Source organism: Mycolicibacterium sarraceniae, from assembly GCF_010731875.1.
Taxonomy (GTDB): domain Bacteria; phylum Actinomycetota; class Actinomycetes; order Mycobacteriales; family Mycobacteriaceae; genus Mycobacterium; species Mycobacterium sarraceniae.
Genome location: NZ_AP022595.1, coordinates 4,373,326 through 4,398,304 on the forward strand (window position 1 = coordinate 4,373,326; position 24,979 = coordinate 4,398,304).

Here is a 24,979-nt window from a genome sequence, read left to right on the forward strand (position 1 = left end):
TCATGGCTGAGTCTCTGGACACCGCAGCCCACCGGGCGCAGAGCGCCGGCCGCAGCCGCCGGATCGTGATCAGCGCGGGCAGCCTGGCCGTCTTGCTCGGGGCGCTCGACACCTACGTCGTCGTCACGATCATGGTCGACATCATGTCGACGGTCGGCATCCCGGTGAACAAGCTCCAGCAGGTCACGCCGATCATCACCTGGTACATGCTGGGCTATGTCGCGGCCATGCCCCTTTTGGGCCGACTGTCCGATCGGTTCGGCCGCAAGCTGATGTTGCAGCTGTCGCTGGTCACCTTCGCGGTGGGCTCGGTGGTGACGGCATTGTCCACCGACCTGACCATGCTGGTGATCGGCCGGCTCGTGCAGGGCATCGCCGCCGGTGCCCTGCTGCCCGTCACGCTGGCGCTGGCCGCCGACCTGTGGGCAGCCCGCAGCAGGGCTACGGTACTCGGCGGCATCGGCGCCGCCCAGGAGCTGGGCAGCGTGCTCGGCCCGCTGTACGGCATCGGTGTGGTGTTGCTGCTGGGCAAGTGGCAGGACGTGTTCTGGATCAACGTGCCGCTGACCGTGGTCGCGATGATCCTGATCCACTTCAGCCTGCCCTCCCACGACCGCAGCGCCAATCCCGAGAAGATCGATCTGGTCGGCGGCATTCTGCTCGCGATCGCACTGGGCCTGGCCGTCATCGGTCTGTACAACCCGAACCCCGATGGCAAGCAGCTGCTGCCGCCGCATGGCCTGATCTTGGTGGGTGGGGCGATCGTCGCGGCAATCGCGTTCGCGGTGTGGGAACGTTTCGCCCGCACCCGGCTGATCGAACCGGCCGGTGTGCGGTTCCTTCCTTTCCTGCTCTCGCTGGGCACCTCGCTGTGCGCGGGCGCGGCACTGATGGTCACGCTGGTCAACGTCGAGTTGTTCGGTCAGGGCGTGCTGGGCAAGGACCAGACGCAAGCCGCCTTCCTGCTGCTGCACTTCCTGATCGCGCTGCCGATCGGCGCGCTGATCGGCGGTTGGATCGCCAGCCGGATCGGTGGCTGGATCGGGGATTGGATCGTCTCGGGGGTCGGCATGGTGATCTCAGCCGGCGCCTACTGGCTGGTGTCGCGTTGGGGCACCAACGTGGCGAGCGCGCACCACAATCTGGGCTTCGCGTCACTGCCGGTGATAGACACCGATCTGGCGCTGGCGGGTCTCGGGCTCGGCCTGGTGATCGGTCCGCTCACTTCGGCCGCCCTGCGCGCCGTGCCGGCGGCCCAGCACGGCATCGCGTCGTCGCTGGTCGTGGTGGCCCGGATGACCGGCATGCTGATCGGTGTCGCGGCGCTGAGCGCGTGGGGCCTGTACCGGTTCAACCAGATCCTGACCACCCTGCCCAGCCCGGGCGGTACCAGCCTGGCCACCAGACTGGCGGGCGAGGCCGAGCGCTATCGCACGGCATTCGCCATGCAGTACGGCTCGATCTTCGAAGTCACGGTATGGGTGTGCCTGGTCGGCGCACTGTTCGCGTTGGTCGGCGGCATAGTGGCGTTGATGAAGCACTACGAACAGCCCGAGGTCGAAGAATCGCTACCCGCGTAGCGGAGGCTCTACGTCGCGGGCCAGCAGGTCGGCCCGAGGTGGCCCGGCGCACCACCAGCCGGGCATCGGCGGCGAACACCACCGGAAAGCGGCGCGCGCCGGTGCTGATTGGACATCGTGTGGCAGTATGCCCCGGTGGGTGACGGTCTCCCCGCCGCCCAGCCGGTCGATGAGCGATGGCTCGAACCGCTGTCCGTACAGCGACACCTCGAGGTTGTCCCCCATCCCCCGTCGACAGCGACATGGGTGAGCCGCCCGCGCTTGACGGTGGTGACCCGATAGACCGTGCACGCCGCAGCGGCGGTCATGTCGCGTTGACCGGCAGGCTCTCGAACGGGTCCGGGAAGATTCTCTGGAACTCGCGACGCTGCCTGCGCCACGCGGGCCCGCGGGCGTGGGTGATGTCGACACCGCCGACCGACCCACGCTCCTAGCCAGGAACCAAGCTCAGCAGCAGGTCCGGGCCGATCCGGTCGACGCCGTCGTAGCGCCACCGCAGCGCCCGCGCCATGGTGGGCACACCGACATCATCGACGGCGGTGACGGGGCCACCGAGCAGGATCGGCCCGACATAGGCCAGGATGCGGTCGATCACCCCGGCCCGCAGAAACGCGCCGGCCAGCGTCGGACCCCCTTCGATGAACACGTCGGTGCGGTCCGCCAACGCCTGTATGACCTCATGCGGATCGTGGGTGCGGATCACCATCGTGCGCGAATCATCATTGAGCACATTGGCTTCCGAGGAGATCTCCCGCTTGCCGACCACCACGCGAAGCGGCTGCCGCTCGGCAAGTGCCCCACCTGGTCGGGCGGTCAGCGTCGGATCGTCGATGAACACGGTGCCCGTGCCGACCAGGATCGCGTCGCACGCGGCACGACGCACATGCACGTCGGCGCGCGCCGCATCGCTGGTGATCCACTGCGAGGATCCGTCGGCGGCAGCGCTGCGCCCGTCAACGCTGGTGGCGAACTTCCACGTGACGTGCGGCCGACCGGTGCGCTGTTTGTGCAGCCATTCCCGCAGCAGGCCGCCGGTCACCTCCTCGGCGCCCACCCCGGCGCTGACGGTGATCCCGGCGTCGCGCAGGCGGTCGGCGCCACCGGAGGCGACCGGGTTGGGATCGGCGACGGCATAGACCACCGCGGCCACCTCGGCTCGAATCAGGGCATCGACGCACGGCGACGTACGGCCATGGTGATTGCACGGCTCCAGGGTCACGACGGCGGTACCGCCGGCCGCACGCTCGCCGGCCGCCCGCAGCGCCATCACCTCGGCATGCGCGCCGCCCGCAGGTTGGGTGCCGCCGGCGCCGACGATATCGCCTGCCGCACTCAGAATGACCGCTCCTACCGGGGGATTCGGGTAGGTGGAGCCCTTGACCTGCTGCGCCTCGGCGATGGCGAGTCGCATCGCGGCCTCGACTGCCGTCATATCCGCAGGTGCTGCGAGGCGCCGCCGGCCTGGCGGCGCAACGCCTCGACCGCGACAGCCGGGTCGTGTGCGCCGTACACGGCCGAACCGGCGACGAAGCAATCCACCCCGGCCTCGGCAGCCAGCTCGATGGTGTCGGCGTTGATACCGCCGTCGATCTCCACCAGGATCGTCAACTCACCGGAGTTGACCAGCCGCCGCGCCGTTGCGACCTTGGACAGCACCTCGGCGATGAAGCTCTGCCCGCCGAAGCCCGGTTCGACCGACATCACCAGCAGGGTGTCGAAATCGCGCAGGATCTCCAGGTACGGCTCCAGCGGGGTCCCCGGCTTCACCGACAGGCCCGCCTTGGCACCGGCGGCGCGGATATCGCGGGCCACCGCGACCGGGTTGTCGGTGGCCTCGGCGTGGAACGTGACGTTGTAGGCACCGGCCTCGGCGTACCCCGGCGCCCATCGGTCCGGGTTGTCGATCATCAGGTGGCAGTCCATCGGGATATCGGTGGCCGCCAGCAGGCTCTCCACCACCGGAAGGCCGAGCGTGAGGTTGGGTACGAAGTGGCCGTCCATGACGTCGACGTGCAGCCAGTCGGCACCCTCTACCGCAGCGGCCTCCTCGGCCAGGCGGGCGAAATCAGCCGACAGGATCGACGGCGCAATCATCGGACGGGACGGGGTCACCATGGCAGTCACCCTATGCGTTCTTCTGCAGGGCAGCCGCGAACATCGCGTCGGTACCGTGCCGGTGCGGCCACAGCTGCACGTACGGACCGCTACCCAGTTCTTCGGCGGGGGCGAACAGCGGCCGGGTGTCCAGCGCGGTGACCGGCTGACGGCGCAGCGCATCGGAGACCACGCCGACGGTCTCGGCCAGGTGCGGGGAGCAAGTCGCGTAGAGGATCACCCCGCCGGGGCGGGTCAGGGCGATCGCGGCGGCCAGCAGTTCACGCTGCAGCTTGGCCAGCACCGGGACGTCGCCCGGGGTCCGCCGCCAACGGGCTTCCGGCCGGCGCCGCAGCGCGCCGAGTCCGGTGCAGGGTGCATCCACCAGCACCCGGTCGAAGCTGCCGGCTTCCAGCCCCGACTCGCGGCCGTCGACGCGCAGCACCTCGACCGGCAGGCCGCGGGTGTTCTGCTCGACCAACTCTGCCCGGCGCGGTGTGGGCTCGATCGCGGTGACACTGCCACCGTGCTGCGCGGCGATCGCGGCGATCAGCGCGGTCTTACCACCCGGGCCCGAGCACAGGTCCAGCCAGCGTCCGCCGTCGTCGCCGATCAACGGGGCCCGCGTCAGCGCCTGGGCCACCAGCTGACTGCCCTCGTCCTGCACCAGCGCCTTGCCATCGCGCACAGCCAACAGCCGGCCTGGATCACCGCCGCCCAGGTAGACCGCATAGGGCGAGTACCGCCCGGCCGTCCCGTCCACCTCGGCGGCCAGCTCCTGCGCGGTCAGCACTCCCGGCCGCGCGGCCAGGTGCACACCGGGGCGGGCGTCGTCGGCAGCCAGAGTGGCGTCGAGCTCACCTGCGTCGGCACCGAGTGCATCGGCGAACGCCTGGGCAATCCAGCGCGGGTGCGCGTGCACGAACGCCAGCTGCCCGACCGGGTCGGTGCTCGTGGACGGCGCCAGCTCGGCCACCCAGGACGCCTCGTCGCGGCCGGCGATCGCCCGCAGCACACCGTTGACGAAACCTGCTCTGACACTGTCGAATTCGATACCGGCCTGTTCGACGGTAGTGGACACCGCGGCATGCTGGGCGACGTTGGTGCGCAGCAGCTGATAGCTGCCCAGGCGCAGCAGGTCCAGCAGTACCGGATCGATCTGGTCGACCGTGCGCCCGGCCGCCGCCGCGATCACGGCGTCGAGCAGGCCCCGGGTTCGACAGGTGCCGTAGGCCAGTTCGGTGGCGAACGCCGCGTCGCGGCCATGGATCCCGCGCTCGGCCAGCATCGACGGCAGCACCAGGTTCGCGTAGGCGTCGCGTTCGGACACCGCCCGCAGCACATCGAAGGCGGCCTGGCGGGCCGGATCCAGCGGGGTGCGGCGAGGACGCCGCGGTGGCCGCTGCTGGTCGCGGTCGCGACCCGGCGGCGCCCCGGTTCGGTCGCGCTTCTGGAAGCCGTTGCGGTCGTTGGGCTTTCCCCGGTTGCCGGGACGCTCGCTCATGACGCCCGCACCGTTTCGTCGAGCCGGGCGCCGCGGGCCCAGTCGGCGGCAGTCATCGGCTTCTTGCCTGGCGGCTGCACTGCGCCGAGCACGATCGGCACCGTCCCGGTGCCAACCCGGACTCCGAACCGATCCACCGCGATCTCCCCCGGCGCCAACGGGGCACCCGTCTCATCGACGGTGACCGGGCCGAGCTTCACCCGTAGGTCACCGATCATCGTCCAGGCGCCCGGATTGGGCGTCACCGCGCGGACCCGGCGATCGACGACGTGCGCGGGCAGCTCCCACGACACCCGCGCCTGCTCGACAGTGATTTTCGGCGCCAGGCTGATCCCCTCAGCCGGTTGTGGCACCGGCGTCAGGGACGCGTCGGCGATCCCGTCCAGGGTCGCTTCCAACAGCCCCGCACCCGAGGCCGACAGCCGTTCCAGCAGGTCGCCCGCGGTGTCGGTCGGGCGCACTGTCTCGGTGACCACTCCGTACACAGGCCCGGAATCCAGGCTCGGCTCGATCAGGAAAGTCGTTGCGCCGGTGACGGTATCGCCCGCCGCGAGGGCAGCCTGTACCGGCGCGGCACCCCGCCAGGCCGGCAGCAGCGAGAAATGCAGGTTGATCCAGCCATGCGCCGGAATCGCCAGTAGCGTCGCGGACAGCAGTGCGCCGTAGGCCACCACCGCGCAGCATTCCGGCGCCAGTTCGGCCAGTTCGGCGATGAACTCTGCGGAATTGGGCTTCGCCGGGCGCAGCACCGGGATACCGGCCTCGTCAGCCAGCCGCGCCACCGGTGACGGGGCGGGTTTGCCGCGACGCCCGGCGGCCGCGTCCGGGCGGGTGAGTACCGCGACCACCTCGTGGCGCGGTGAATCGATCAGCCGCCGCAGCGACGGCAGTGCCGGTTCGGGGGTGCCGGCGAAAACAATTCGCATACCGCTACTTTGGCACCTGGCAGAACTCGCGCTGCGACACCCCGGCCATCGGCGCGACGAACATCGTCAGAATCGTGGTGATCAATCGGTTCACCGTCGCGACCGCGTCGTTGTAACACTGCCGCGCGTATGCCAGCTTGTCCTCGGTGTCGGCGAGGTTCTGCTGCAGGTTGAGGAAGTTGTTCGACGAGTTCAGGCTGCGGGTAGCTCTGCCCAAGCGCCAGCACGTGACCGACCGCGCTGTCGAATTCCTTCTCCGCAGTCCGGCTGCGGGCCGACCTCGCCGGTCGTGGTCTGGTACTTACGGGCCCACAAGGCGGCGACTCCACCGGCGATCGTGAACGGGAAGAACAGCGCAAGCGGCACACCCCACAGAGTGACCGGGGACCAGACGAAGGTGACGACGGCCAGCACCAGCGCGACGACATTGAAGAACCGCAGCCACAGTTCCCGGGAGCGTGTGACCATCAGGCCGGCGAACGCCCACTTCATGACCGACGCGGCCATGTCCGTTTTGGCACGGGACCGCTTCTTGCCTGCGGCCACACTGCTATCGGCATCAAAACGGGTATCGAGTCCGAGCACCTTGAGCGCCGAGGCGATATCCACGCTGACCGGGTCGACGTCGGCCCACTGCGCATACTGCGCGTTGCCGGTGATGGTCAACTTCTTGTCGCTGACCTGATGCAAAGTGATCAGCTTGCGCTCGGCCAGGGAGAACAGCGTCGCGGTCAGCCCGGGGCGATGAGCAGCAAGGCGATCGAGAACCTGATGACCCGGCCGGACGACTTCATCTCGCCCCCACTGTCAGACGGTCGGGCTTCACCCTATGTGCAACGGGTCGATCTGTACCCGAACTGCCTCCTGGTCGCGCCGGGCGCTGGCGATCGCAATGGCATGCCGCAGCGAAGCGGCCAGCCCCAGGCCCTCGTCCTTGGGAACCCGCACCAGCATCCGGATGACCGGCTCGCCGGGCTCGGTCGCGGGCGGGCGGCGAACACCGGGCGGCAGGTCGACGGGGCCGAGCTGGTCGGCGTCCTCCGGCAACTCGGCATGTTCGAGCAGCGCGCTGACCGCATCCGAGCTGCCGTCGACGGCGGCCATGTGCACGCACGGTGGCAGCGCGACCTCGGAGCGGGCCGCCAATTCGGCCTCGGCATGCCCGACCGGATCCCATTTGATCAGTGCCTGCACGGTCGGGATGGCCGATTCGGCCACCACCGCCACCACCCCGCCGTCGCCCCGGGGACGCACCTGCGCGGCCACGGCCATCCAGCGCCGCAGGGTGTCCTCGGCAGCGCGCAGGTCCTGGCGGCCCAGTAACGCCCAGCTGTCCAGCAGCAGCGCCGCGCCGTATCCGCCCGGCACGTGCGGTTCGGCGCCCGGGGTCGCGACGACAAGCGCCGGACCCGGCTCAATCTCGGTGTGCACCGCGTCCCCGGCCGAGGTGATGACCGTCGTCCCTGGGAAGGCCCGGCCCATCTCCTCGGCAGTACGGCGGGCCCCCACCACCACGGCGCGGATTGCGTCGGAGCCGCAACGCCGGCAGCGCAGTGCGGTGTCCATCCGCCCGCACCAGCGGCACACCGCGCCTGCCGCATCCCGCTCGGACAGCGACAGCGGACCCATGCAGTGCCGGCAGCGGGCGATCGTCCGGCACCGCGCGCAGGCCACCGAGGGCACGTAACCGCGCCGCGGCACCTGGATCAAGACCGGGGCTCCGTTGTCGAGTGCGGCACGGGCCGCGCGCAGCGCCAGCGATGGCAGCCGCGCCGACCGGGCGGCGGGGTCGCGTTCCTCGGCGTAGCCCTCGTCGTCCAGGGCGAGCACCCGGGGCGCGGCCGCGCGCACCAGCGGACGGGAGGCGACCAGGTCGTGCGCCCAGCCGCTCTGCACCAGCGCCTGTGACTCGGCGGTGCGGGAGTAGCCGCCGATCACCGCCGCGCAGCGCAGCTGGTGGGCGCGCAGCATCGCCACCTCGCGGGCGTGCGGGTACGGGGCGCGCGGCTCGGCGAGGGTGTCGTCACCGTCGTCCCAGACGATGACCAGACCGAGCCGCTCGACCGGGGCGAACACCGCGCTACGGGTGCCGATGACCAGCCGGGCATGCCCGCGCAGCGCCGCTAGCCAGCGCCGGTATCGGGCCGAGGGGCCGAGTCCGGCTGACAGGGCGACAACGGCGGCCGGGTCGATCCGCGTGGTCGCGGCCTGCCACAGCGCATCGATATCGCGCTGATCGGGAACCACGGCTAGCACCCCGTAACCACCGCTGACAGCTGCCGCAGCGGCATCGGCGATCCGGTCGCACCACTGCTCGCCGGGCAGCGCCTGCCAGACCGCGCGGGCCGCCCGGCCGTCGCGCAGCGCGGCCAGGAACCCTTCACCGCCGCCGTAGCGGGCCCAGCCTGCGGGGTCGACCGGGTCGATGACGGGCAGCAACGGGGGGTCGGCCTGCGCTTTCTCTGCCCCGGCGTGCCGGGGCGGGATCGCCAGGCGGAGCACATCGGGGCGGGTACCGGCGTAGCGGGCGGCGACCGCGTCGACCAGGCGGCGGATCTCCGGGTTGAGCACCGGCTCGGCGGAGATGACCCGGTCCAGCCAGCCCAGCTGGCCGACATGGTCGGTCTCCGAACGCCGTTCGAGAACGAACGCGTCGACCAGACGGCCGTGGAAGCGGACCCGGACCCGGACCCCGGGCTGGGCATCGTCGGATTGTTCGGCCGACACCAAATAGTCGAACTCGCGATCCAGGTGCGGCACCGACAGCATCGGCAGCACCCGGGCGATGGGTTCGTGCTCGGCGGCGCGCCGGATCGGCATCGTCGAAGACTAGCGACGGCTCCGACAAACGGTTTCCTCTGCCGGCACCCGGCCGAAGAAGAAACCGGCAGTAATCAGCACCTGCGATGTGGCGTACACCCACCAGATCGGCACTTCCAGTGCCTGTGAGTCCAACACGAAACGGCCGATGCCAATCATGCCGTCGGAGATCGCGAACGACACCGCCCCAAGCGCCGTCCATGGTGTGGGCAGCCGGGCCACCAGCGCCGAGCAGACCATGGCGGCGAGCACGGCCATGTAGACCATCACGGGAATCGTCAACCCGTCGGCGACCAGTCGCGGCCAGAACCACACCAGCAAACTCACGCAGGCGATGACGACGACTATCGAGGCAGCCAGGCGGGGCCGGCTGGGACCTCGCAGCGGCAACAACGCGCCCAGGTAGCAAAGGTGGGCCACCAGGAACGAGCCGAGTCCGAGCACGAACGACGGCTGCCACCACGGCATGGCGAGGAAGAAGTCGCCGCCCGCGGAGAACAGCAGCGCCGCGACCAGCCAGCGCCGCTCCCGCAGGATCGGATGCCACAGCGCCGCGACCGCGAGCAAGACGGCCATCAGCGCCTTGACGGCGGGTTGGCCCAGGAACTGCCCGGTGAGCGGGGCGTTCGCGGGCAGGCGCAGCACGGTGACCACCAGGAAAATGCCGTAGCCGATCGCCGCCGCGGCGCCGGCGACCCACCACGGTGTCAGGGTCCGTAAGTACGGTGGGCTGATGCGACCGCCGGTGGATGCCATCCTGCAGAAGGTACTGGAAGCAGTGCCATTCCAATTGATTGTCGACAGGGGAATCGAGGAGGCGCGCCGCCGGCTCCGGGAGCTGCCGCGAGCCCCCGTCCATCCCGAGCTGCGGGTGGAGAACCACCAGATCGACGGCCCGGCCGGCCCGATCCCGATCCGCGTCTACTGGCCCGACGACATAGTCGACCCACCGGTCACGATGTATTTCCACGGCGGCGGCTTCGCCGTCGGCGATCTCGACACCCATGACGGCACGGCCCGCAATCACGCGGTCGGCGCCGGCGCCGTGGTCGTCTCGGTCGACTACCGACTGGCTCCCGAGCACCCCTACCCCGCAGCCGTCGACGACGCCCTTGCCGCCACCCGGTGGGTGGCGGCCCATGCCGACAGCTTCGGCGCGGACGCATCTCGGCTCGCGGTCGCCGGCGACTCGGCCGGCGGCACACTGTCTGCCGTCGTCGCCCAGCTGGCCAGGGACAACGGCGGCCCGCCGATCGTGTTCCAGCTGCTCTGGTACCCGTCGACGATGTGGGACAACTCGCTGCCGTCGTTCGCCGAGAACGCCGACGCGCCAATACTCGATCGGGCGGCCATCGACGCCTTCAGCCGCTGGTACGCCGGCGACATCGATCTGACCGACCCCCCGGCGGGGCTGGCGCCGGGCCGGGCCGCCGACCTCGCCGGTCTGCCGCCCGCCTATATCGCCGTCGCCGGCCACGACCCGCTGCGCGACGACGGCGCCCGCTACGCGGAGCTGCTGGCGGCGGCCGGTGTAACGGTCGAGCTACATCAGGCCGACACATTGGTGCATGGCTACCTCGGTTACGCCGGGGTTGTCCCGGCCGCCACTGCGGCGACCGAACGTGGATTAGCCGCTCTGCGCGCAGCGTTGCACGCGTGAGCAGCGAGAAAAGCAGTAACCGCAGCAAACCTTGTCGGGACCGTCCGGACAGGCCACAATGGCAACCGAATTCACGATGTGAAGGGACCTCACCCCATGAAAATTGCTGAAGCCGCCAGAACCCGGCGAACACTCGGCATTTGTCTCGGCGCTATCACCGCCGGCCTGGCCTCGGCGGTCATCGCCGCCCCGGCCGCGATCGCCGCACCTGACTGCAGCCAAGACAATATCGACGCCACCGTCGCGACCGCGCAGGGGCAGATCCAGGGCTACCTGGCCTCCCACCCGGCCGGCCAAAAGATGCTGATGACCGCGGCGATGCAGCCGCGCGCACAGGCCTCGCAGACCCTGCAGGCCTACGCGCAGGCCAACCCGCAGGAGTACCAGGAGTTCACCGGGATCCTCGCCCCGCTGGGCACGCTGCAGAAGCAGTGCGGCGTCCAGGTCATTCCACCCCAGTACCAGTGGGCGTTCGACCAGTTCGTCGGTTAGACCGTCGCTACGCGTAGGCGGCCGGAAGGTCGCCTACGCGTGACGAATGATCGATAGATGCCGGTGCGACCTATTAGCGGCACCCTGGAGTGGTTCACACAGTAAAGCGCCAAGGCACCAGCCACGCCGGATTACGGGTCCAGGCTATTGGGTCGTGTCTCGGAAAGTCAGCGCCGCCGGCGAATTCGTATCCAGATCATCCTTACGGTGTTCGTGGTGGTCGCCAATCTCATTGGTGTGGCCGTCGCCGTATCCGTGATCACCGTCGCCATCCCGCTGCCCAATATCCTTGCGCGACGGGCACATTCGATCACCGCCATCGTCGCTCCGACCTACGTCGTCGTTGCGGTGATCATCGGCTGGGCCCGGGCCACTGTTGCGCCCGGTGGGCAGCACAAGCGCGCGAGTCGGCCAACCCCGAACATCGCGGCGGCCCCGCAGTATTGGGCCGCACGATCATGGCCTGGGTGCTGGGCTCCTGCGTGCCGGTCGTGGGGATTGCGTTGGCGGCCGGCTTCACTCTCACCCTGCGCAATATGACGGTGACGCAACTCGCGGTGGCCGTGGTGCTGCTGGCAGGCGCCGCAGTGATTTTCGGGTCATCCTGATTCTGATCGCCTGCTGGCTGATCGCCACGTCGGGCGCGATGTGGCGCTGGCGGCCGAACAGCGCAATGTCAACCGCGGCGGCGAGGAATGCCGCGCCGCGGTGCTGTTCGTCGACATCGTCGGGTCGACGCAGGTGGTGGGCAGCCGCCCGCCGGTCCAAGTCGTGGAACTGGCCGCGGCCCGCGCGATGGCCGCCCAACTGCGCCGCGACGTCCCCGGGATCGGTGTGAGCATCGGTGTCGCCGCAGGCATTATGGTGGCCGGCAACTTCGGGTCGCACCACCGCTTCGAATACACCGTTATCGGGGACCCGGTGCAGGAAGCGTCGCGGTTGTGCGGCCGCAGCACGCCCAGCCGGCTGGCCGTGGCCGCGACGGCCAGTACGCAGCCGGAATGATTTCGGGCTTGAATTGCTTGTCACAGTTGGTAATCCAACGATTCGACCGATAAGCAACGGGAAAATCCTATGACCACCATCGGCGGCCTGCTTGGTCAGCGTGCGGCCGGGGCAGATCAGTTCCTGTGGCGGCGTGGGAACACTGGTGCTCAGCGTGGTGGTCAGTGCGGCCGTCATCGCTCGGCCTGTGGTGCGGCCTGTGGTGCGGTGTGGTTCGTGGTGGGTGGCCACGGTGGTGATACATCGTCGAGGTGGTCTGGGCCTCGATATGGGTGTCGCTGGTGAACAGGGTGGCCAGCCGGGTGTTCTGCTTGTCGGTGAGCTGATCGGCTCTGGTGTGTCGGGTGTGGCGGCAGGTGTGGAGTGGATCGGTGCTGCGGTTGCGGTGTCGGCAGGTGGCCGACTGCATGCGGCGCGGGCAGTCGTGGGGGGCGTTGCTGGTCCGCCTGGCCACGGGGAAGGGGTCCGGCATTGTGGCCGCTGCGCGGCCGGTCGGTGAACGCCTTGTGGGAGCGGTCGGCGACGCTGTCGAGGGGCCGGGCCGGGCCGTCTTAGTTACCGCCACCTGAGCGGCTCGTGGGTCAATGTGCGGGTGGTTGCTGTCAGGCGGGCTGCTCTGTTTCCCGCAATGCCGGCACTATCGATCTTCGTGGGCGATCCGGCGGGCTAGCACGGCGCGATCAGTGCTGCGTTGCTGGCCGGTGATCGCCAATCCGCGCTTGTGGAGGCGGGAGTAACTCGTGGGCTGCGAATGAGCCCAGCGATTCCTGATGCTTGTGTTAATTTTTTGACGGCATTGTCGTGGTGACTTTTGCCGTACCGGAGCAGTTTTTGCGGCGAGAGGCTGGGGCAATGACCGAGGGCAGTGGTGTGGAGTTGAATTCGTTGTCGGCGTCGGTGTGGGCTGCGGTGGTCAATGACATGGGCCTCGATGACAGTGGTCCGGCTCATCGGCGTGAGAAGCCGCGTGGCGCGGGCCGGCGGATCACTGCCTATGGCTGGTTGGGTGCGGGTGCGATGACCCTGGGTGTGGGTGCCGCTTTGGTGGGTGGTTCGGGGGTGGCTCATGCCGATACCGGCGAGGGTTCTGGCTCGTCGGCGGCCAGTAGCAGAGCTGACGCCCCGGCCAAGACTGTGAAGACGGGTGTGGTTTCCAGTCGGCCGTCGACGGCGCCTTCTTCTGTGGCGTCGCGGGGTGCGATGTCGGGTCAGCGGTCGGCTGGTGCGGCCCGTGGTGGTGCGCCCGCGGGGAGCGGTAGCGCGTCGTCGGTGGTGGCGCGCTCGGCTGTCTCCTCCGAGGGTTTGGCGCCCTCGTCGACCGCGACCGCGACCGCGACCGCGACCGGGACCGGGGCCGGGTCGGGTGTTCTGGTGAGCGGTCCTGCCTCCGCGAAGTCGGCGTCTGCGTCGGTGTCGGTGTTACCGGTGCCGAACAGTTTGATCACGGCGGCACTGTCGAATCCGGCGTTGCCGTCGAGTTGGACTCCGGGCAGCTTTATCGCGATCTTCGTGTCCAATGGCACCGCGGCTCATCCCAATGCTGGCCTGTTACTCGGCAACGGCTATAGCTACACCCCGTCGACCTGCACGGGGGGCGCGGTGTGCAACGGCGGTCGCGGCGGTGGCCTGTTGGGCAACGGCGGTAACGGCTACAACGGTGGTAACGGCGGCAGTGCGGGCCTGATGGGTAACGGTGGGGCCGGTGGGGCGGGCTCGAGTGGTCACGCCGGCGGTGCCGGCGGCTCGGGTGGCCTGCTCTACGGTAACGGCGGGACCGGCGGGGCTGGCGGGGCTGGTGGGGCTGGCGGCAGGGGCGGTGACGCCGGGATGCTGTCGCTCTACGGTAACGGCGGTCGTGGCGGTGCTGGCGGGTCTGGTGGGGCTGGTGGGGACGGCGGGGCGAGTGGGTTCTGGTTGGGCAATGCCGGTGCCGGTGGTGACGGCGGGTCCGGCGGTGCCGGTGGTGACGGCGGCGATACGAGGTTGTTCACCCTGTGGGGCCGTGGCGGGGCCGGTGGTGACGGTGGTAGCGGCGGCGCGGGTGGTGATGGCGGCAGGGGCGGATACCTGATCGGCAGCGGCGGCGCGGGCGGTCAGGGCGGAAACTCCACTGACGTGTCGGCTGCGGGCGGGGCCGGCGGTCATGGTGGCAGCACCGGCTTGTTGTCGATCTGGGGTGACGGCGGTAGCGGCGGCGCGGGCGGTACCGGGGCTAACGCTGTCGGCGCCACCGGTCCCGGCGGCACGGGCGGTGCCGGCGGAACCGGTGGTGATGGCGGGCTGGGCAGCTGGATCTTCGGCCGCTCCGGTGACGGTGGTGTCGGGGGCACGGGTGGGGTCGGCGCTCAGGGAGTCGCTGGAACCAACGGTGCCGATGCGACCATCCCCGGCGGGGTCGGCGGGACGGGCGGTACCGGCGGGTCGGCGGGACGGGCGGCACCGGTGGGGCCGGCGGGCAGGCCGGGAACGGGTGGTTGTTCTGGCGCGGACGCGACGGTGACGGCGGTGACGGCGGGGCCGGCGGTAGCAGCGGGACGGGCGGCACCGGCGGACGAGGCGGTGATGGTGATGCCGCCACTCCTGATGGCGGGACCGGCGGTAACGGCGGCACCAGTGGTGCCGCCGGTATCGGCGGGGCCGGGGGGGGGCCGGAGCGACCGCGGGTCACACCGGCGCCACCGGCGCGGGCGGCGTGTCCGGTAACGGCGGTAACGGCGGTGACGGCTACAACGCCGGGGCCGATCCCAGCGCTGTGCCGGGTACCGCTGGCGGTAACGGCGGCGCCGGCGGTGACGGCGGGTCTACCGGTAATGGTGGTGCCGGCGGTGCTGGTGGTAGCGGTGCGGCCGGCATGGCCGGAGCGTCGGGGACGAACGGAAGCGGCGGCGGTCTCGGCGGTAACGGCGGTGCCGGCGGACGTGGCGGCTCGATCTCGGGTAACGGCGGCACCGGCGGGGTCGGCGGCCTCGGCGGGGTCGGCGGTGTCGGCGGCACCGGTGTGACCGGACTCGACGGCGCGACCCCCGGTGCGCAGGGCCAAGCCGGCGGTAACGGCGGCACCGGCGGTATCGGCGGGGCTGGCGGTAACGGCGGTGCTGGTGGGGCGGCCCTGGGTTCGGGTAGCGCGGGCGGCAACGGTAACGGCGGTAACGGCGGGGCCGGCGGTCGCAGCGGGACAGGCGGTGACGGCGGTAACGGCATCGACGGTGATGCCGCCACTCCCAACGGCGGTGACGGCGGTAACGGCGGCACCAGTGGTGCCGCCGGTACCGGCGGGGCCGGGGGTGCCGCCGGTGGGACCGGAGCCACCGCGGGTCACACCGGTGCCACCGGCGTCAGCGGCGTGTCCGGTAACGGCGGTAACGGCGGTGACGGCTACAACGCCGGGGCCGATCCCAGCGCTGTGGCGGGTACCGCTGGCGGTAACGGCGGCGCCGGCGGTGACGGCGGGTCTACCGGTAATGGTGGTGCCGGCGGTGCTGGTGGTAGCGGTGCGGCCGGCATGGCCGGAGCGTCGGGGACGAACGGAAGCGGCGGCGGTCTCGGCGGTAACGGTGGTGCCGGCGGGCGTGGTGGCTCGATCTCGGGTAACGGCGGTGCCGGTGGGGTCGGCGGCCTCGGTGGGGTCGGCGGCGCCGGCGGCGATGGTGTGACCGGACTCGACGGTGCGACCGCCGGTGCGCAGGGCCAAGCCGGCGGTAACGGCGGCACCGGCGGTATCGGCGGGCTGGTGGTAACGGCGGTGCTGGTGGGGTGGCCCTGGGTTCGGGTAGCGCGGGCGGCAACGGTAACGGCGGTAACGGCGGGGCCGGCGGTCGCAGCGGGACAGGCGGTACCGGTGGACGAGGCGGTGACGGTGATGCCGCCACTCCTGATGGCGGGACCGGCGGTAACGGCGGGGCCGGTGGCGGAGCGGGCGGTATCGGCGGGGCCGGGGGTGCCGCCGGTGGCACCGGAGCGACCGCGGGTCTCACTGGTGCCACCGGCGTGAGCGGCGTGTCCGGTAACGGCGGTAACGGCGGTGACGGCTACAACGCCGGGGCCGACCCCAGCGCTGCCCCGGGTACCGCTGGCGGTAACGGCGGTAACGGCGGCGCGGCTGCCGCTGGTGGCAAAAACGGCGACGGCGGCAAGGGCGGTGACGGCAGCGCCGGCGCGGCGGGCGTCGATGGCGCGACAGCCGGGGCCGCTGGCGGCACCGGCGGGGCGGGTGGCGCGGGTGGGTTCGGCGGCGCGGCCGGAACCGGGGCAGGTACCGCAGGCACCGCAGGCACCAACGGCGACGGCGGTGTCGGCGGGGCCGGCGGCAACGGCGCCGACGGCTCTGCCGGCGTAGCCGGCGGGGCCGGCGGCGACGGCGGGACCGGCGGGCGGCGGCGTCAGCGCCCCAACAACGGCGGCAAAGGCGGACCAGGACCGGCGCCGCGCCGACGGCTCTGCCGGTGCCGACGGCCCCCCCAGCGGCACCGGCGGGGACGGCGGCACCGGCGGATCAGCGCCGCAGGCAGCGCCGGCAACAACGGCAGGCAGGAAAGCGGCCCAGGCACGGCGGGCAACCAGGGCGACGGCGGCAACGGCGGGACCGGCGGCGGCGGCGGGACCGGCGGGCACGGCGGCGCCGGCAGTGGCCGGCTACGCCGGCGGGGACGGCGGTGCCGGCGGCGGCGGCGGGACCGGCGGGACCGGCGGCAACGGCCTCACCGGCGGGACCGGCGGCGGCGGCGGGACCGGCGGGACCGGCGGGCACGGCACAGCCCCACCTCGGCGGCCGCGGCAGTGCCGGCACTGCCGGCACGCCCGGCGCCGCGCCCACCGGCGGCACCGGCGGGACCGGCGGCGGCGGCGGGACCGGCGGGGACGGCGGTGCCGGCGGTGCCGCCGGCTAGGCATAAACCGCCGCTGCGCGGGGAAGCTGGCGGGCTTCAGACGGGAGAAACCGTCGAGCCCGCCGGGTGGAAGTGGGTCGTCGCGTCCTCGCCCCCGCGAGGCGCGGCGTTATCCGCCAGCTTGCCGCAGGGCTCTCCTGGCTCGACACGGCTGACCTGATCCAGGCGGTCATAGGGCGGTGCGTCGATCTCGATGCTCAGCGCGCCCAGATGGTCGTCGCGCTGCTCGCAGCGATCGCGCCCCGATCACCGGGACAACCCCGGTGGACCAGCATCGGGATCGCTCGAGCAGAACGGCGTCGACGGTAGCCGACTCACGGCCACCGTCTTCACTGTGTGCTAGCCGATTCAGCGATGTGCCGCTCTATCACCTCGGTCTCGGTGCTGGTGCGGATTCCCTGGACCCCACGGAATTGCGCTACCTCGCCGACCGGTGCCTACCTCGTCACCGGGTTCGATCTCCCCGACGGCGACGACGGTGTCACCCAAGACGGTGTGCGGTGTGAGCAGGTGTGGTCCGGCACGGGCGATCGTCTCTTCTATCACTACGGTGTCAGCGGTCACGTAATTCCCCAGGTCTGAGGGGTTGTCCGTCACGTAATTCCTCACCCTCGGTCACGTAATTCCCCACCCCGTGGGGCGTGTCCGGTGGGGGTTGGGGCGCTGTTCAGGTTCGCTCCGTTCAGGTGCCCCGCCAGGGGTCCTGGAAGGGGCCTTGAGTGGCGAGGAGATCGTGGGACGTGACTGATTTCGTGGAGATGTTCCGGCACTGGAATGCCGGCCGATCCCAGGTGCAGATCAATGAGGCGCTGGGCATCGACCGCAAGACCATCCGCAAGTATCTGGCCCCGGCGCTGGCCGAGGGTCTGGCACCGTGCCCGGAGGAGTTTGACGAGCAGCTATGGCGGGCACGCATCGGGCGTTGGTTTCCCGAGCTCATCGATCCGGTGGCGCGGGCACTGACATGGCCCCAGATCGCCGTGCATCACCAGTGGATCGCCGAGCAGCTGAAGGTTCCGGTGACAGTGGCGACCATCGCGCAGCGCCTCCGCGACGACCATCATGTGGATGTGTCCGAATCGACGGTACGTCGTTACGTGGCAACCGCTTTCGCCGAGGAGCGACTCGAAGGCAAAGTCACGGTACCCCGCGGTGCGGTCGAACCCGGCAGTGAAGCGCAGATCGACTACGGCAAGCTCGGGATGTGGTGGGACCCGCAATCGGGGCGCCGCGTCGCGGTGTGGGTATTCGCGATGATCCTGTCGTGTTCACGGGCGTTGTTCGTCCAACCGGTGTTGCGGATGGATCAAACATCCTGGAATGCCTCGCATGTCGCGGCGTTCGAGTTCTTCGGCGGCGTGCCGGCGCGGCTGGTGTGCGACAACCTCAAGACCGGAGTCGAGCGACCCGACCTCTACGATCCGCTGATCAATCCGGCCTACGGCGAGCTCGCCGCGCACTACGGCACCCTGATCGATCCGGCGCGAGCCCGCAAGCCGAAGGACAAACCTCGCATCGAGCGGCCGATGCCCGCGGTCTGGATGGGCAGACCCCGGCGTCGGTGTTCGCAGCGATCGAACGCGATGCGCTGATGGCGTTGCCGCCCAGAGTGTTTGAGTCGGTTATCTACTCGATCGGGCGGGTCGCCGCGGATTGCCACGTCAAGTCCGGCAAGGCGCTGTACTCGGTGCCGTGGCGGCTGATCGGCCAGCAGGTCACCGCCCGCACCGCCGGTGACGTCGTGCAGATCTTCCACAGCGGGACCGTGGTCGCGACTCACGTGCTGCATCTGGCGGGCCGCTCGACCAATGTCGAGCACTACCCGCCCCACAAGATCGCCCACACCCTGCGCACCGTGACGTGGTGCCGCACCCAGGCCGAGCAGATCGGGCCCGGCGCCGTCGCGGTCGTCGCCGAATTGTCCACGGTCAACGCCATCCACCGGCTCCGCGCCATCCAGGGGATCATCCGCCTGCGCGAGAAGTACGGCGATCGCCGACTGGACGCGGCCTGCACTCGAGCACTGCAGGTCGGGGACCCCGGCTATCGCACCGTCAAAGGCATCCTGGTCGCCGGCACCGAAGCAGACCATGCCTCGCCCGCCGTCGTCCCGCCACCACCGGCGATGCTGCGAGGACCTGACGCGTTCGACACCGACCTCACTGCCTGAGCGCACGAAAACACCTCCACTGCAACCACTTCAACTCCAAGGACATAGTCATGACCATTCACGATCCCAGCCTGCGGGCCGCACTGAAGACCCTCAAACTGACCGGCATGCTCGACACCCTCGATGCCCGCCTGGCTCAAACCCGCGACGGGAAACTCGGACACCTGGAATTCCTCCAAGTACTCTGCGAAGACGAAATCGCCCGCCGGGAGACCGCCGCCCTGGCCCGACGGGTCCGCCGCGCCCGCTTCGAACAGCCCAACACCTTCGAGGACTTCGACTTCACCGTCAGCCCGAAACTGCCCGCTGCGATGCTGCGCGACCTGGCCGCGTTGCGCTGGCTCGAGGCCGGTGAATCAGTGATTCTCTACGGACCCGTCGGAGTCGGGAAAACCCATGTGGCACAGGCACTCGGGCATCAAGTCGCACTCCGCGGCGGCGACATCCGCTTCGTCAAATGCTCCCGCATGCTCGCCGACCTCGCCGGCGGCCACGCCGACCGCACCATCGGACAACGCATGCGCGAATACACCCGCCCCCTGGTCCTGATCGTCGATGACTTCGCGATGCGTGAGCACACCCCCACCCAAAGCGACGACCTCTACGACCTTGTCTCCGACCGCGCCATCGCCGCCAAGCCCCTGATCCTGACCAGCAACCGGGCCCCGAAGGACTGGTACCCGCTGTTTCCGAACCCGGTCGTGGCCGAATCGCTGCTCGACCGACTCATCAACACCAGCCACCAAGTCCTCATGGACGGCCCGTCCTACCGACCCCGGAAACGACCCGGCACCAAGACCACCTGACACCCACTTAGCGGTTCGCTACGCTCACCGCAGCAGCACCTGAACCTGGGGAATTACGTGACGGCAACCCCTGGGGAAATACGTGACCGTGGACAACTACGGCTACGGAGACGCATGACCGGCGGATCGACGCCGATACCGGCCAGCGGCAACGGTTCCCCTCGGCGATCCTGCCGGCATGGGCGCGCACGTCACCGCAGATGAGCGAGGTGCTGCCGCTGCTGTATCTGCACGGTTTGTCGACCAGTGATTTCGGTCCGGCGTTGAAGCAGTTCCTGGGTTCGGGTGCCGGGGTTGTCGGCCACCCCACCCTGTCGCGTTCGCCGCGCTCAAGGAGTTCTACAAATGCCCGGCCGAGCACTGGATCCACCGGAGAACCACCAACCCGATCGAAAGCACTTGTGCCACCGTGCGTTCACGGACCAATCTCCTTCGAGCAGAGCTTGCACTGTCTCGCGCACCTACGGGCCCGGTCACGAACTGCGGGCCTCCGCCGAACATTGCGTCGAGAAGTACGGGCTGCGCAGCCGAATCCGGTTTAGCGCCAGGGTGACTGGGGCGGTGTTCGATGCCGCGCATAACGCCTGGCGGGTGGAACTGGAATCCGGGGATCAGCTCAACGCGCGGTATCTGATCAACGCAAGCGGCGTGCTGACCATCCCCAAGCTGCCCGAGATCGACGGAGCGGACTCGTTCGGCGGGTTCACCATGCACACCGCACGCTGGGACCGCACTCAGAAGCTGGCGGGCTCCCGATCTCACGGGCCGCTCGCTGAGCGATGCGAATGCCCGGCGACATGGCCCTGCAGCGATTCGTCAGCCCGGCCTACGTGGAGCTGACCTTCCTGCCGGCGGGCCAGATGTCCGAAATCGGAAGCACCTGCGCACCTGTCGACCTTCAACCCGGCCACCGGCTTCAAGGTGATCGAGGCTCAGGGCCACCACATCGGCCGGCGCCTGGCGCAAGCCACTCGAGTCGAGGTGACAAGCGAGGCCAGCACCGTCGAGGGGTGCTGGCACAGCCGGCGCTTCCGGCTCGACGAGTATCGCTTCACGGCCTGAGCCGCGCGGGATTAGACCGAGTTCTTGAGGTCGTCGACCTTATCCAGGCGCTCCCACGGCAGGTCGATATCGGTGCGACCGAAGTGGCCGTAGGCCGCGGTCGGCGCGTAGATGGGACGCAGCAGGTCCAGGTCGCGGACGATCGCTGCGGGCCGCAGGTCGAACACCGCGGTGATGGCCTTCTCGATGCGGGCCGGGTCGACGGTCTCGGAACCGAAGGTCTCGACGAACAGCCCAACCGGGGCGGCCTTGCCGATGGCGTAGGCGACCTGCACCTCGACCCGCTCGGCCAGGCCGGCGGCGACGACGTTCTTGGCGACCCAGCGCATCGCGTACGCCGCCGAACGGTCCACCTTTGACGGATCCTTGCCTGAGAACGCACCTCCACCGTGGCGGGCCCAGCCGCCGTAGGTGTCGACGATGATCTTGCGGCCAGTCAGGCCGGCGTCGCCCATCGGGCCACCCAACACGAACTTCCCGGTCGGGTTGACCAGCAGCCGGAAGTCAGAGGTGTCCATCGAATCGTGATTCAGGTCGGCCAGCACGGTGTTGACGACCTTCTCCCGGATGTCCGGGGTCAGGGTGCCTTCCAGATCGATGCCTGCGGCGTGCTGCGTCGAGAGCACGACGGTGTCCAGCCGCACCGGGGTGGTGCCGTCGTACTGGACGGTGACCTGGGTCTTGCCGTCCGGACGCAGGTAATCGAGGACGCCACTCTTGCGCACCTCGGTCAGGCGGCGGGCCAGCCGGTGCGCCAACGCAATCGGCAGCGGCATGAGCTCGGGCGTGTCCTTGATCGCATAGCCGAACATCAGGCCCTGATCGCCGGCGCCCTGCAGGTCCAGCGGATCGGCGCCGCCTTCGACGCGGGTCTCGTGGGCGGTGTCCACGCCCTGAGCGATATCGGGCGACTGACGGCCTATACCGATGTTGACGCCGGCGGTCTCGCCGTCGAAGCCCTTTTCCGACGAGTCGTAGCCGATCTCCAGGATGCGCTTGCGGACCGTGTCGTTGATATCGGCGAACGCTTCCTTGGCCGATGTCGTTACCTCACCGATGACATGCACCTGACCGGTGGTGACCGCCGTCTCGACCGCGACCCGCGACTTCGGGTCCGCAGCCAGCAGCGAATCAAGGATCGAATCGCTGATGGCGTCGCAGATCTTGTCGGGATGCCCCTCGGTCACCGACTCACTGGTAAACAGCCGACCTGCGCTCACGTTGTCATCCCTTCCAAAAACTTAGTTCTGCGAATCATATAGTCGCCCCTGACAGACCAAACCGGGACGGTACGTCCCGCGCAACCGTTAGGCGCAACTTTCTGCTAATCGATGCCGATCGGACTAAGCCTCGCGCCGCAGGAGCGTGGCGATCGCGTCCACGATACGACTTGCCATCAGTGTCTTCGACCCGTGCTCCAGTGCGGCTTCGGTGCCGTCGGCACCCAATAGCCACCCGTCGTTGCTATCCACCTCGAAAGCGCGACCCTCCCCGACCGCGTTGACGACGAGCAGGTCACACCCCTTGCGCGCGAGCTTCGCCCGAGCGTGGAACAGCACGTCACCGTTCGCGTCACCGGTCTCGGCGGCGAAGCCGACGATGGCGCGCATATTGGGCAGCTGCCCGTCGGCCCGTTGACGCACGGCACCAGCCAGCACGTCGTCGTTGCGCACCAACTCGATGGCGGGCGCATCCACCACATCGGGCTTCTTCTTGATCTTGGTGGTCTCCACATGAGCGGGCCGGAAGTCGGCGACGGCCGCGGCCATGACGAGCACGTGGGCGTCTGGCGCGTGTTTGGTCACTGCCTCGTGCAGCTGTGCGGCGGAGGTGATGTTCAGCACCTCGACACCGGCGGGCTCGGCCAGTCCGGCCGTGTTTCCGGCGATGAGCGTGACGTCGGCGCCACGCTGGGCGGCCACCCTGGCCACCGCGTAGCCCTGCTTACCTGAGCTGCGGTTGCCGATGAAGCGAACTGGATCGAGGGCCTCACGGGTCCCGCCGGCACTCACCAGCAGCTTGACGCCGGCCAGGTCGTACGGCATCGCGTCGGAGCGGGCCAGCAGCAGCTCGGCGAAGGTGGTGATCTCTTCAGGCTCGGGCAGCCGCCCGGGGCCGGTGTCAGCGCCGGTGAGTCGCCCGGACGCGGGTTCGAGCACGACCGCGCCGCGGCTACGCAACGTCGCCACGTTCTCGACGGTGGCGGGGTGCAACCACATCTCGGTGTGCATTGCCGGCGCGAACAGCACCGGGCAGCGGGCCGTCAACAGCGTCGCGGTCAGCAGATCGTCGGCGCGGCCGGCGACGGCGCGGGCCAGCAGGTCAGCAGTGGCCGGCGCGACGACGACGAGGTCGGCTTCCTGCCCGAGCCGGACATGCGGCACTTCATCGACGTCTTCGAAGACGCCGGTGCGCACCGGATGCCCGGACAGCGCCTCGAACGTCGCGGCACCGACGAACCGCAATGCCGACTCGGTGGGGACGACACGAACGTCATGGCCGGCTTCACTGAGCTGGCGGACGACCGAGCACGCCTTGTATGCGGCGATACCTCCGGCGACGCCGACGATGATCCGCTTGCGGTTCATCAACTAGCCCGGGCTTGGTGAGCTACTCGCCTTCAGTGTGTTCGAGCAGATCGCCGTGGATCTCGCGCAGCGAGATCGACAGTGGCTTCTCCTGTAGGCCGGGCTCGACCAGCGGGCCGACGTATTCGAGGATGCCGTCGCCGAGCTGGTTGTAGTAGTCGTTGATCTGGCGCGCACGCTTGGCGGCGTAGATGACCAGCGCGTACTTGCTCGACACCCGGTCCAGCAACTCGTCGATGGGCGGGTTGGTGATGCCCAGCGGTGTGTCATAGGCGGTTGCGGCACCCGGGGCCGGATCGTAGTGATCCGAGCTGGCTTGCGTCACGTAGAACTTCTTCCTGGCGGATGTTGCGGATTAAAAATCGGGGTCATCGACGTCTCGCGCCGGCTTTGGGGCGTCAATCCCGCGCGCCCACCAGCAAGGATACCAATTCGGCGCAGGCCGAATCCAATTGGTTGTTCACCACAACGACGTCGAACGTGCCCTGAGCGGCGAGTTCGGCGCGGGCGGTGTCCAGTCGGCGCGCCTGCACCTCGGGTGTTTCGGTGCCCCGGCCGGTCAGCCGCTCTTCGAGCGCCTCCCAGCTGGGCGGTGCCAAGAACACCGTCAACACTTCGGGCATGGCCCGTTTGACGGCTTCCGCACCGGCCAGGTCGACCTCGATCAGGACGGGACGTCCCGCCACCACAGCGTCGGCCACAGGGGCTGCCAGGGTGCCGGAGCGCTGCAGTCCGTTGTGGATCTCTGCCCATTCGAGCAGGTCACCATCATCGATCAACCGCTGGAATTGCTCCGGGGTGACGAAGTGGTAATCGACGCCGTCCACCTCGCCCGGACGCCGGACCCGGGTGGTCGCCGACACGCTGAAGTGCAGGTCGGGCACCTGCTCGCGCAGGCAACGGACGACGGACGACTTCCCTACCCCGGATGGCCCGGACAGCACCACCACTCGGCCACGGCCACGGTGGTCGGGCACAGCGCCCGCGCTGTCCGGCCCTCCGCCGGCATTCACCGTCTCTAGTCGGCGGTGAAGTCGAACTTTTCCAGCAATGCCTTGCGCTGCCGATCACCGAGGCCACGCAGGCGGCGTGTCGGTGCGATCTCCAGCTCGGTCATGATTTCCTGCGCCTTGACCTTGCCCACCTTGGGCAAAGCTTCCAGCAGTGCGGAAACCTTCATCTTGCCGAGAACCTCGTCGGTCTCAGCGTCCTTGAGCACCTGCTTGAGGTTGGTGCCACCACGCTTGAGCCGATCCTTGAGCTCAGCTCGTGCACGACGCGCAGCAGCAGCCTTCTCCAACGCGGCTGCACGCTGCTCGTCGGTCAACTGGGGAAGGGCCACGGGTTCCTCCGTCTCATCACCATCATTGTTTTGCCTGGGCCGGG

The 24,979-nt window shown here is 69.5% G+C and carries 21 protein-coding genes and 6 pseudogenes; 12 read left to right on the forward strand and 15 right to left on the reverse strand.

Annotation, left to right across the window (positions count from 1 at the left end; genetic code table 11):
* Nucleotides 1-2 precede the first annotated feature (2 nt).
* A complete protein-coding gene (locus G6N13_RS21815; RefSeq protein WP_163700421.1) occupies nucleotides 3-1,580 on the forward strand; it encodes an MFS transporter in 1,578 nt (525 codons plus the stop codon).
* Here the strand turns inward: G6N13_RS21815 and G6N13_RS21820 are convergent.
* From G6N13_RS21820 to G6N13_RS21860, 9 genes and pseudogenes are all read right to left on the reverse strand, one after another.
* Nucleotides 1,569-1,805 (reverse strand): hypothetical protein, encoded by a 237-nt coding sequence (locus G6N13_RS21820; RefSeq protein WP_235677858.1) that lies wholly within the window; start codon nucleotides 1,803-1,805, stop codon nucleotides 1,569-1,571. The two genes, G6N13_RS21815 and G6N13_RS21820, sit on opposite strands and share 12 nt — an antisense overlap.
* Before the next feature lie 205 nt (nucleotides 1,806-2,010).
* A complete protein-coding gene (gene ribD, locus G6N13_RS21825; protein ID WP_163700424.1) occupies nucleotides 2,011-3,012 on the reverse strand; it encodes a bifunctional diaminohydroxyphosphoribosylaminopyrimidine deaminase/5-amino-6-(5-phosphoribosylamino)uracil reductase RibD in 1,002 nt (333 codons plus the stop codon).
* A complete protein-coding gene (rpe, locus tag G6N13_RS21830; protein WP_179965033.1) occupies nucleotides 3,009-3,695 on the reverse strand; it encodes a ribulose-phosphate 3-epimerase in 687 nt (228 codons plus the stop codon). Before rpe ends, ribD begins: the two co-directional genes overlap by 4 nt.
* Before the next feature lie 10 nt (nucleotides 3,696-3,705).
* Nucleotides 3,706-5,178: an RsmB/NOP family class I SAM-dependent RNA methyltransferase gene (locus G6N13_RS21835; protein WP_179965034.1), complete on the reverse strand. Its 1,473-nt coding sequence runs from the start codon at nucleotides 5,176-5,178 to the stop codon at nucleotides 3,706-3,708.
* Nucleotides 5,175-6,104, reverse strand: coding sequence for a methionyl-tRNA formyltransferase (gene fmt, locus G6N13_RS21840; protein ID WP_163700427.1), 930 nt, complete (start codon nucleotides 6,102-6,104; stop codon nucleotides 5,175-5,177). Before fmt ends, G6N13_RS21835 begins: the two co-directional genes overlap by 4 nt.
* Nucleotides 6,105-6,108: 4 nt before the next feature.
* Nucleotides 6,109-6,379, reverse strand: a pseudogene (locus G6N13_RS25490) (LemA family protein); the annotation flags it as partial.
* Nucleotides 6,380-6,464: 85 nt separating this feature from the next.
* A pseudogene (locus tag G6N13_RS21850) lies at nucleotides 6,465-6,794 on the reverse strand (DUF2207 domain-containing protein); the annotation flags it as partial.
* Between the two features lie 132 nt (nucleotides 6,795-6,926).
* A complete protein-coding gene (locus G6N13_RS21855; protein WP_163700431.1) occupies nucleotides 6,927-8,924 on the reverse strand; it encodes a primosomal protein N' in 1,998 nt (665 codons plus the stop codon).
* Nucleotides 8,925-8,933: 9 nt separating this feature from the next.
* Nucleotides 8,934-9,680 carry a lysoplasmalogenase gene (locus G6N13_RS21860; protein ID WP_163700434.1) on the reverse strand — a complete coding sequence of 249 codons (747 nt, stop codon included), beginning with the start codon at nucleotides 9,678-9,680 and terminating at the stop codon, nucleotides 8,934-8,936.
* Here G6N13_RS21860 and G6N13_RS21865 point away from each other — a divergent pair.
* From G6N13_RS21865 to G6N13_RS21880, 4 genes are all read left to right on the forward strand, one after another.
* Nucleotides 9,658-10,584 carry an esterase LipI gene (locus G6N13_RS21865; RefSeq protein WP_163700438.1) on the forward strand — a complete coding sequence of 309 codons (927 nt, stop codon included), beginning with the start codon at nucleotides 9,658-9,660 and terminating at the stop codon, nucleotides 10,582-10,584. The genes G6N13_RS21860 and G6N13_RS21865 overlap by 23 nt on opposite strands.
* Nucleotides 10,585-10,680: 96 nt before the next feature.
* Nucleotides 10,681-11,076 (forward strand): hemophore-related protein, encoded by a 396-nt coding sequence (locus tag G6N13_RS21870; RefSeq protein WP_163700441.1) that lies wholly within the window; start codon nucleotides 10,681-10,683, stop codon nucleotides 11,074-11,076.
* Between the two features lie 467 nt (nucleotides 11,077-11,543).
* Entirely contained in the window at nucleotides 11,544-11,684 is a 141-nt protein-coding gene (locus tag G6N13_RS21875; RefSeq protein ID WP_163700444.1) for a hypothetical protein, read from the forward strand.
* 40 nt (nucleotides 11,685-11,724) lie between these two features.
* Nucleotides 11,725-12,081, forward strand: coding sequence for an adenylate/guanylate cyclase domain-containing protein (locus tag G6N13_RS21880; RefSeq protein ID WP_163700446.1), 357 nt, complete (start codon nucleotides 11,725-11,727; stop codon nucleotides 12,079-12,081).
* 1,208 nt (nucleotides 12,082-13,289) lie between these two features.
* Here the strand turns inward: G6N13_RS21880 and G6N13_RS26375 are convergent.
* Nucleotides 13,290-13,604: a hypothetical protein gene (locus tag G6N13_RS26375; RefSeq protein WP_163700449.1), complete on the reverse strand. Its 315-nt coding sequence runs from the start codon at nucleotides 13,602-13,604 to the stop codon at nucleotides 13,290-13,292.
* Nucleotides 13,605-13,618: 14 nt separating this feature from the next.
* On the opposite strand from G6N13_RS26375, the pseudogene G6N13_RS26260 reads away from it, so the two are divergent.
* The 7 genes and pseudogenes from G6N13_RS26260 to G6N13_RS21925 all read left to right on the forward strand — a co-directional run.
* Nucleotides 13,619-15,990, forward strand: a pseudogene (locus tag G6N13_RS26260) (hypothetical protein); the annotation flags it as partial.
* 78 nt (nucleotides 15,991-16,068) lie between these two features.
* Nucleotides 16,069-17,127 carry a hypothetical protein gene (locus G6N13_RS25760; protein WP_163700459.1) on the forward strand — a complete coding sequence of 353 codons (1,059 nt, stop codon included), beginning with the start codon at nucleotides 16,069-16,071 and terminating at the stop codon, nucleotides 17,125-17,127.
* Between the two features lie 194 nt (nucleotides 17,128-17,321).
* Entirely contained in the window at nucleotides 17,322-17,549 is a 228-nt protein-coding gene (locus G6N13_RS21910; RefSeq protein WP_163694300.1) for a hypothetical protein, read from the forward strand.
* 158 nt (nucleotides 17,550-17,707) lie between these two features.
* Nucleotides 17,708-19,137: pseudogene (gene istA, locus G6N13_RS21915) on the forward strand (IS21 family transposase).
* A 50-nt stretch (nucleotides 19,138-19,187) separates the two neighbouring features.
* A complete protein-coding gene (gene istB, locus G6N13_RS21920; RefSeq protein WP_163694606.1) occupies nucleotides 19,188-19,943 on the forward strand; it encodes an IS21-like element helper ATPase IstB in 756 nt (251 codons plus the stop codon).
* 116 nt (nucleotides 19,944-20,059) lie between these two features.
* A pseudogene (locus G6N13_RS25505) lies at nucleotides 20,060-20,239 on the forward strand (IS256 family transposase); the annotation flags it as partial.
* A 132-nt stretch (nucleotides 20,240-20,371) separates the two neighbouring features.
* Nucleotides 20,372-20,699, forward strand: a pseudogene (locus G6N13_RS21925) (NAD(P)/FAD-dependent oxidoreductase); the annotation flags it as partial.
* A gap of 317 nt (nucleotides 20,700-21,016) precedes the next feature.
* On the opposite strand, the gene metK reads toward G6N13_RS21925, so the two are convergent.
* The 5 genes from metK to mihF all read right to left on the reverse strand — a co-directional run bounded on the left by metK (nucleotide 21,017) and on the right by mihF (nucleotide 24,935).
* Complete coding sequence (metK, locus tag G6N13_RS21930) at nucleotides 21,017-22,225, reverse strand: methionine adenosyltransferase (protein WP_163700464.1); 1,209 nt, start codon at nucleotides 22,223-22,225, stop codon at nucleotides 21,017-21,019.
* 123 nt (nucleotides 22,226-22,348) lie between these two features.
* Entirely contained in the window at nucleotides 22,349-23,593 is a 1,245-nt protein-coding gene (gene coaBC, locus G6N13_RS21935) for a bifunctional phosphopantothenoylcysteine decarboxylase/phosphopantothenate--cysteine ligase CoaBC (RefSeq protein WP_163700466.1), read from the reverse strand.
* A gap of 22 nt (nucleotides 23,594-23,615) precedes the next feature.
* On the reverse strand, nucleotides 23,616-23,918 hold the full coding sequence (gene rpoZ / locus G6N13_RS21940) for a DNA-directed RNA polymerase subunit omega (protein ID WP_108056092.1): 303 nt from the start codon (nucleotides 23,916-23,918) through the stop codon (nucleotides 23,616-23,618).
* Between the two features lie 73 nt (nucleotides 23,919-23,991).
* Nucleotides 23,992-24,606: a guanylate kinase gene (gmk, locus tag G6N13_RS21945; RefSeq protein ID WP_407663798.1), complete on the reverse strand. Its 615-nt coding sequence runs from the start codon at nucleotides 24,604-24,606 to the stop codon at nucleotides 23,992-23,994.
* Nucleotides 24,607-24,611: 5 nt separating this feature from the next.
* A complete protein-coding gene (gene mihF / locus G6N13_RS21950) occupies nucleotides 24,612-24,935 on the reverse strand; it encodes an integration host factor, actinobacterial type (protein WP_036338016.1) in 324 nt (107 codons plus the stop codon).
* Nucleotides 24,936-24,979 lie beyond the last annotated feature (44 nt).

Bases quoted from the DNA above. Each gene is read 5' to 3' on its own strand.
- G6N13_RS21815 (WP_163700421.1), top strand. From the start codon at position 3: ATGGCTGAGTCTCTGGACACCGCAGCCCACCGGGCGCAGAGCGCCGGC.
- G6N13_RS21820 (WP_235677858.1), bottom strand. From the start codon at position 1,805: ATGGGGGACAACCTCGAGGTGTCGCTGTACGGACAGCGGTTCGAGCCA.
- ribD (WP_163700424.1), bottom strand. From the start codon at position 3,012: ATGACGGCAGTCGAGGCCGCGATGCGACTCGCCATCGCCGAGGCGCAG.
- rpe (WP_179965033.1), bottom strand. From the start codon at position 3,695: ATGGTGACCCCGTCCCGTCCGATGATTGCGCCGTCGATCCTGTCGGCT.
- G6N13_RS21835 (WP_179965034.1), bottom strand. From the start codon at position 5,178: ATGAGCGAGCGTCCCGGCAACCGGGGAAAGCCCAACGACCGCAACGGC.
- fmt (WP_163700427.1), bottom strand. From the start codon at position 6,104: ATGCGAATTGTTTTCGCCGGCACCCCCGAACCGGCACTGCCGTCGCTG.
- G6N13_RS21855 (WP_163700431.1), bottom strand. From the start codon at position 8,924: ATGCCGATCCGGCGCGCCGCCGAGCACGAACCCATCGCCCGGGTGCTG.
- G6N13_RS21865 (WP_163700438.1), top strand. From the start codon at position 9,658: ATGCGACCGCCGGTGGATGCCATCCTGCAGAAGGTACTGGAAGCAGTG.
- G6N13_RS21860 (WP_163700434.1), bottom strand. From the start codon at position 9,680: ATGGCATCCACCGGCGGTCGCATCAGCCCACCGTACTTACGGACCCTG.
- G6N13_RS21870 (WP_163700441.1), top strand. From the start codon at position 10,681: ATGAAAATTGCTGAAGCCGCCAGAACCCGGCGAACACTCGGCATTTGT.
- G6N13_RS21910 (WP_163694300.1), top strand. From the start codon at position 17,322: ATGTGCCGCTCTATCACCTCGGTCTCGGTGCTGGTGCGGATTCCCTGG.
- istB (WP_163694606.1), top strand. From the start codon at position 19,188: ATGACCATTCACGATCCCAGCCTGCGGGCCGCACTGAAGACCCTCAAA.
- coaBC (WP_163700466.1), bottom strand. From the start codon at position 23,593: ATGAACCGCAAGCGGATCATCGTCGGCGTCGCCGGAGGTATCGCCGCA.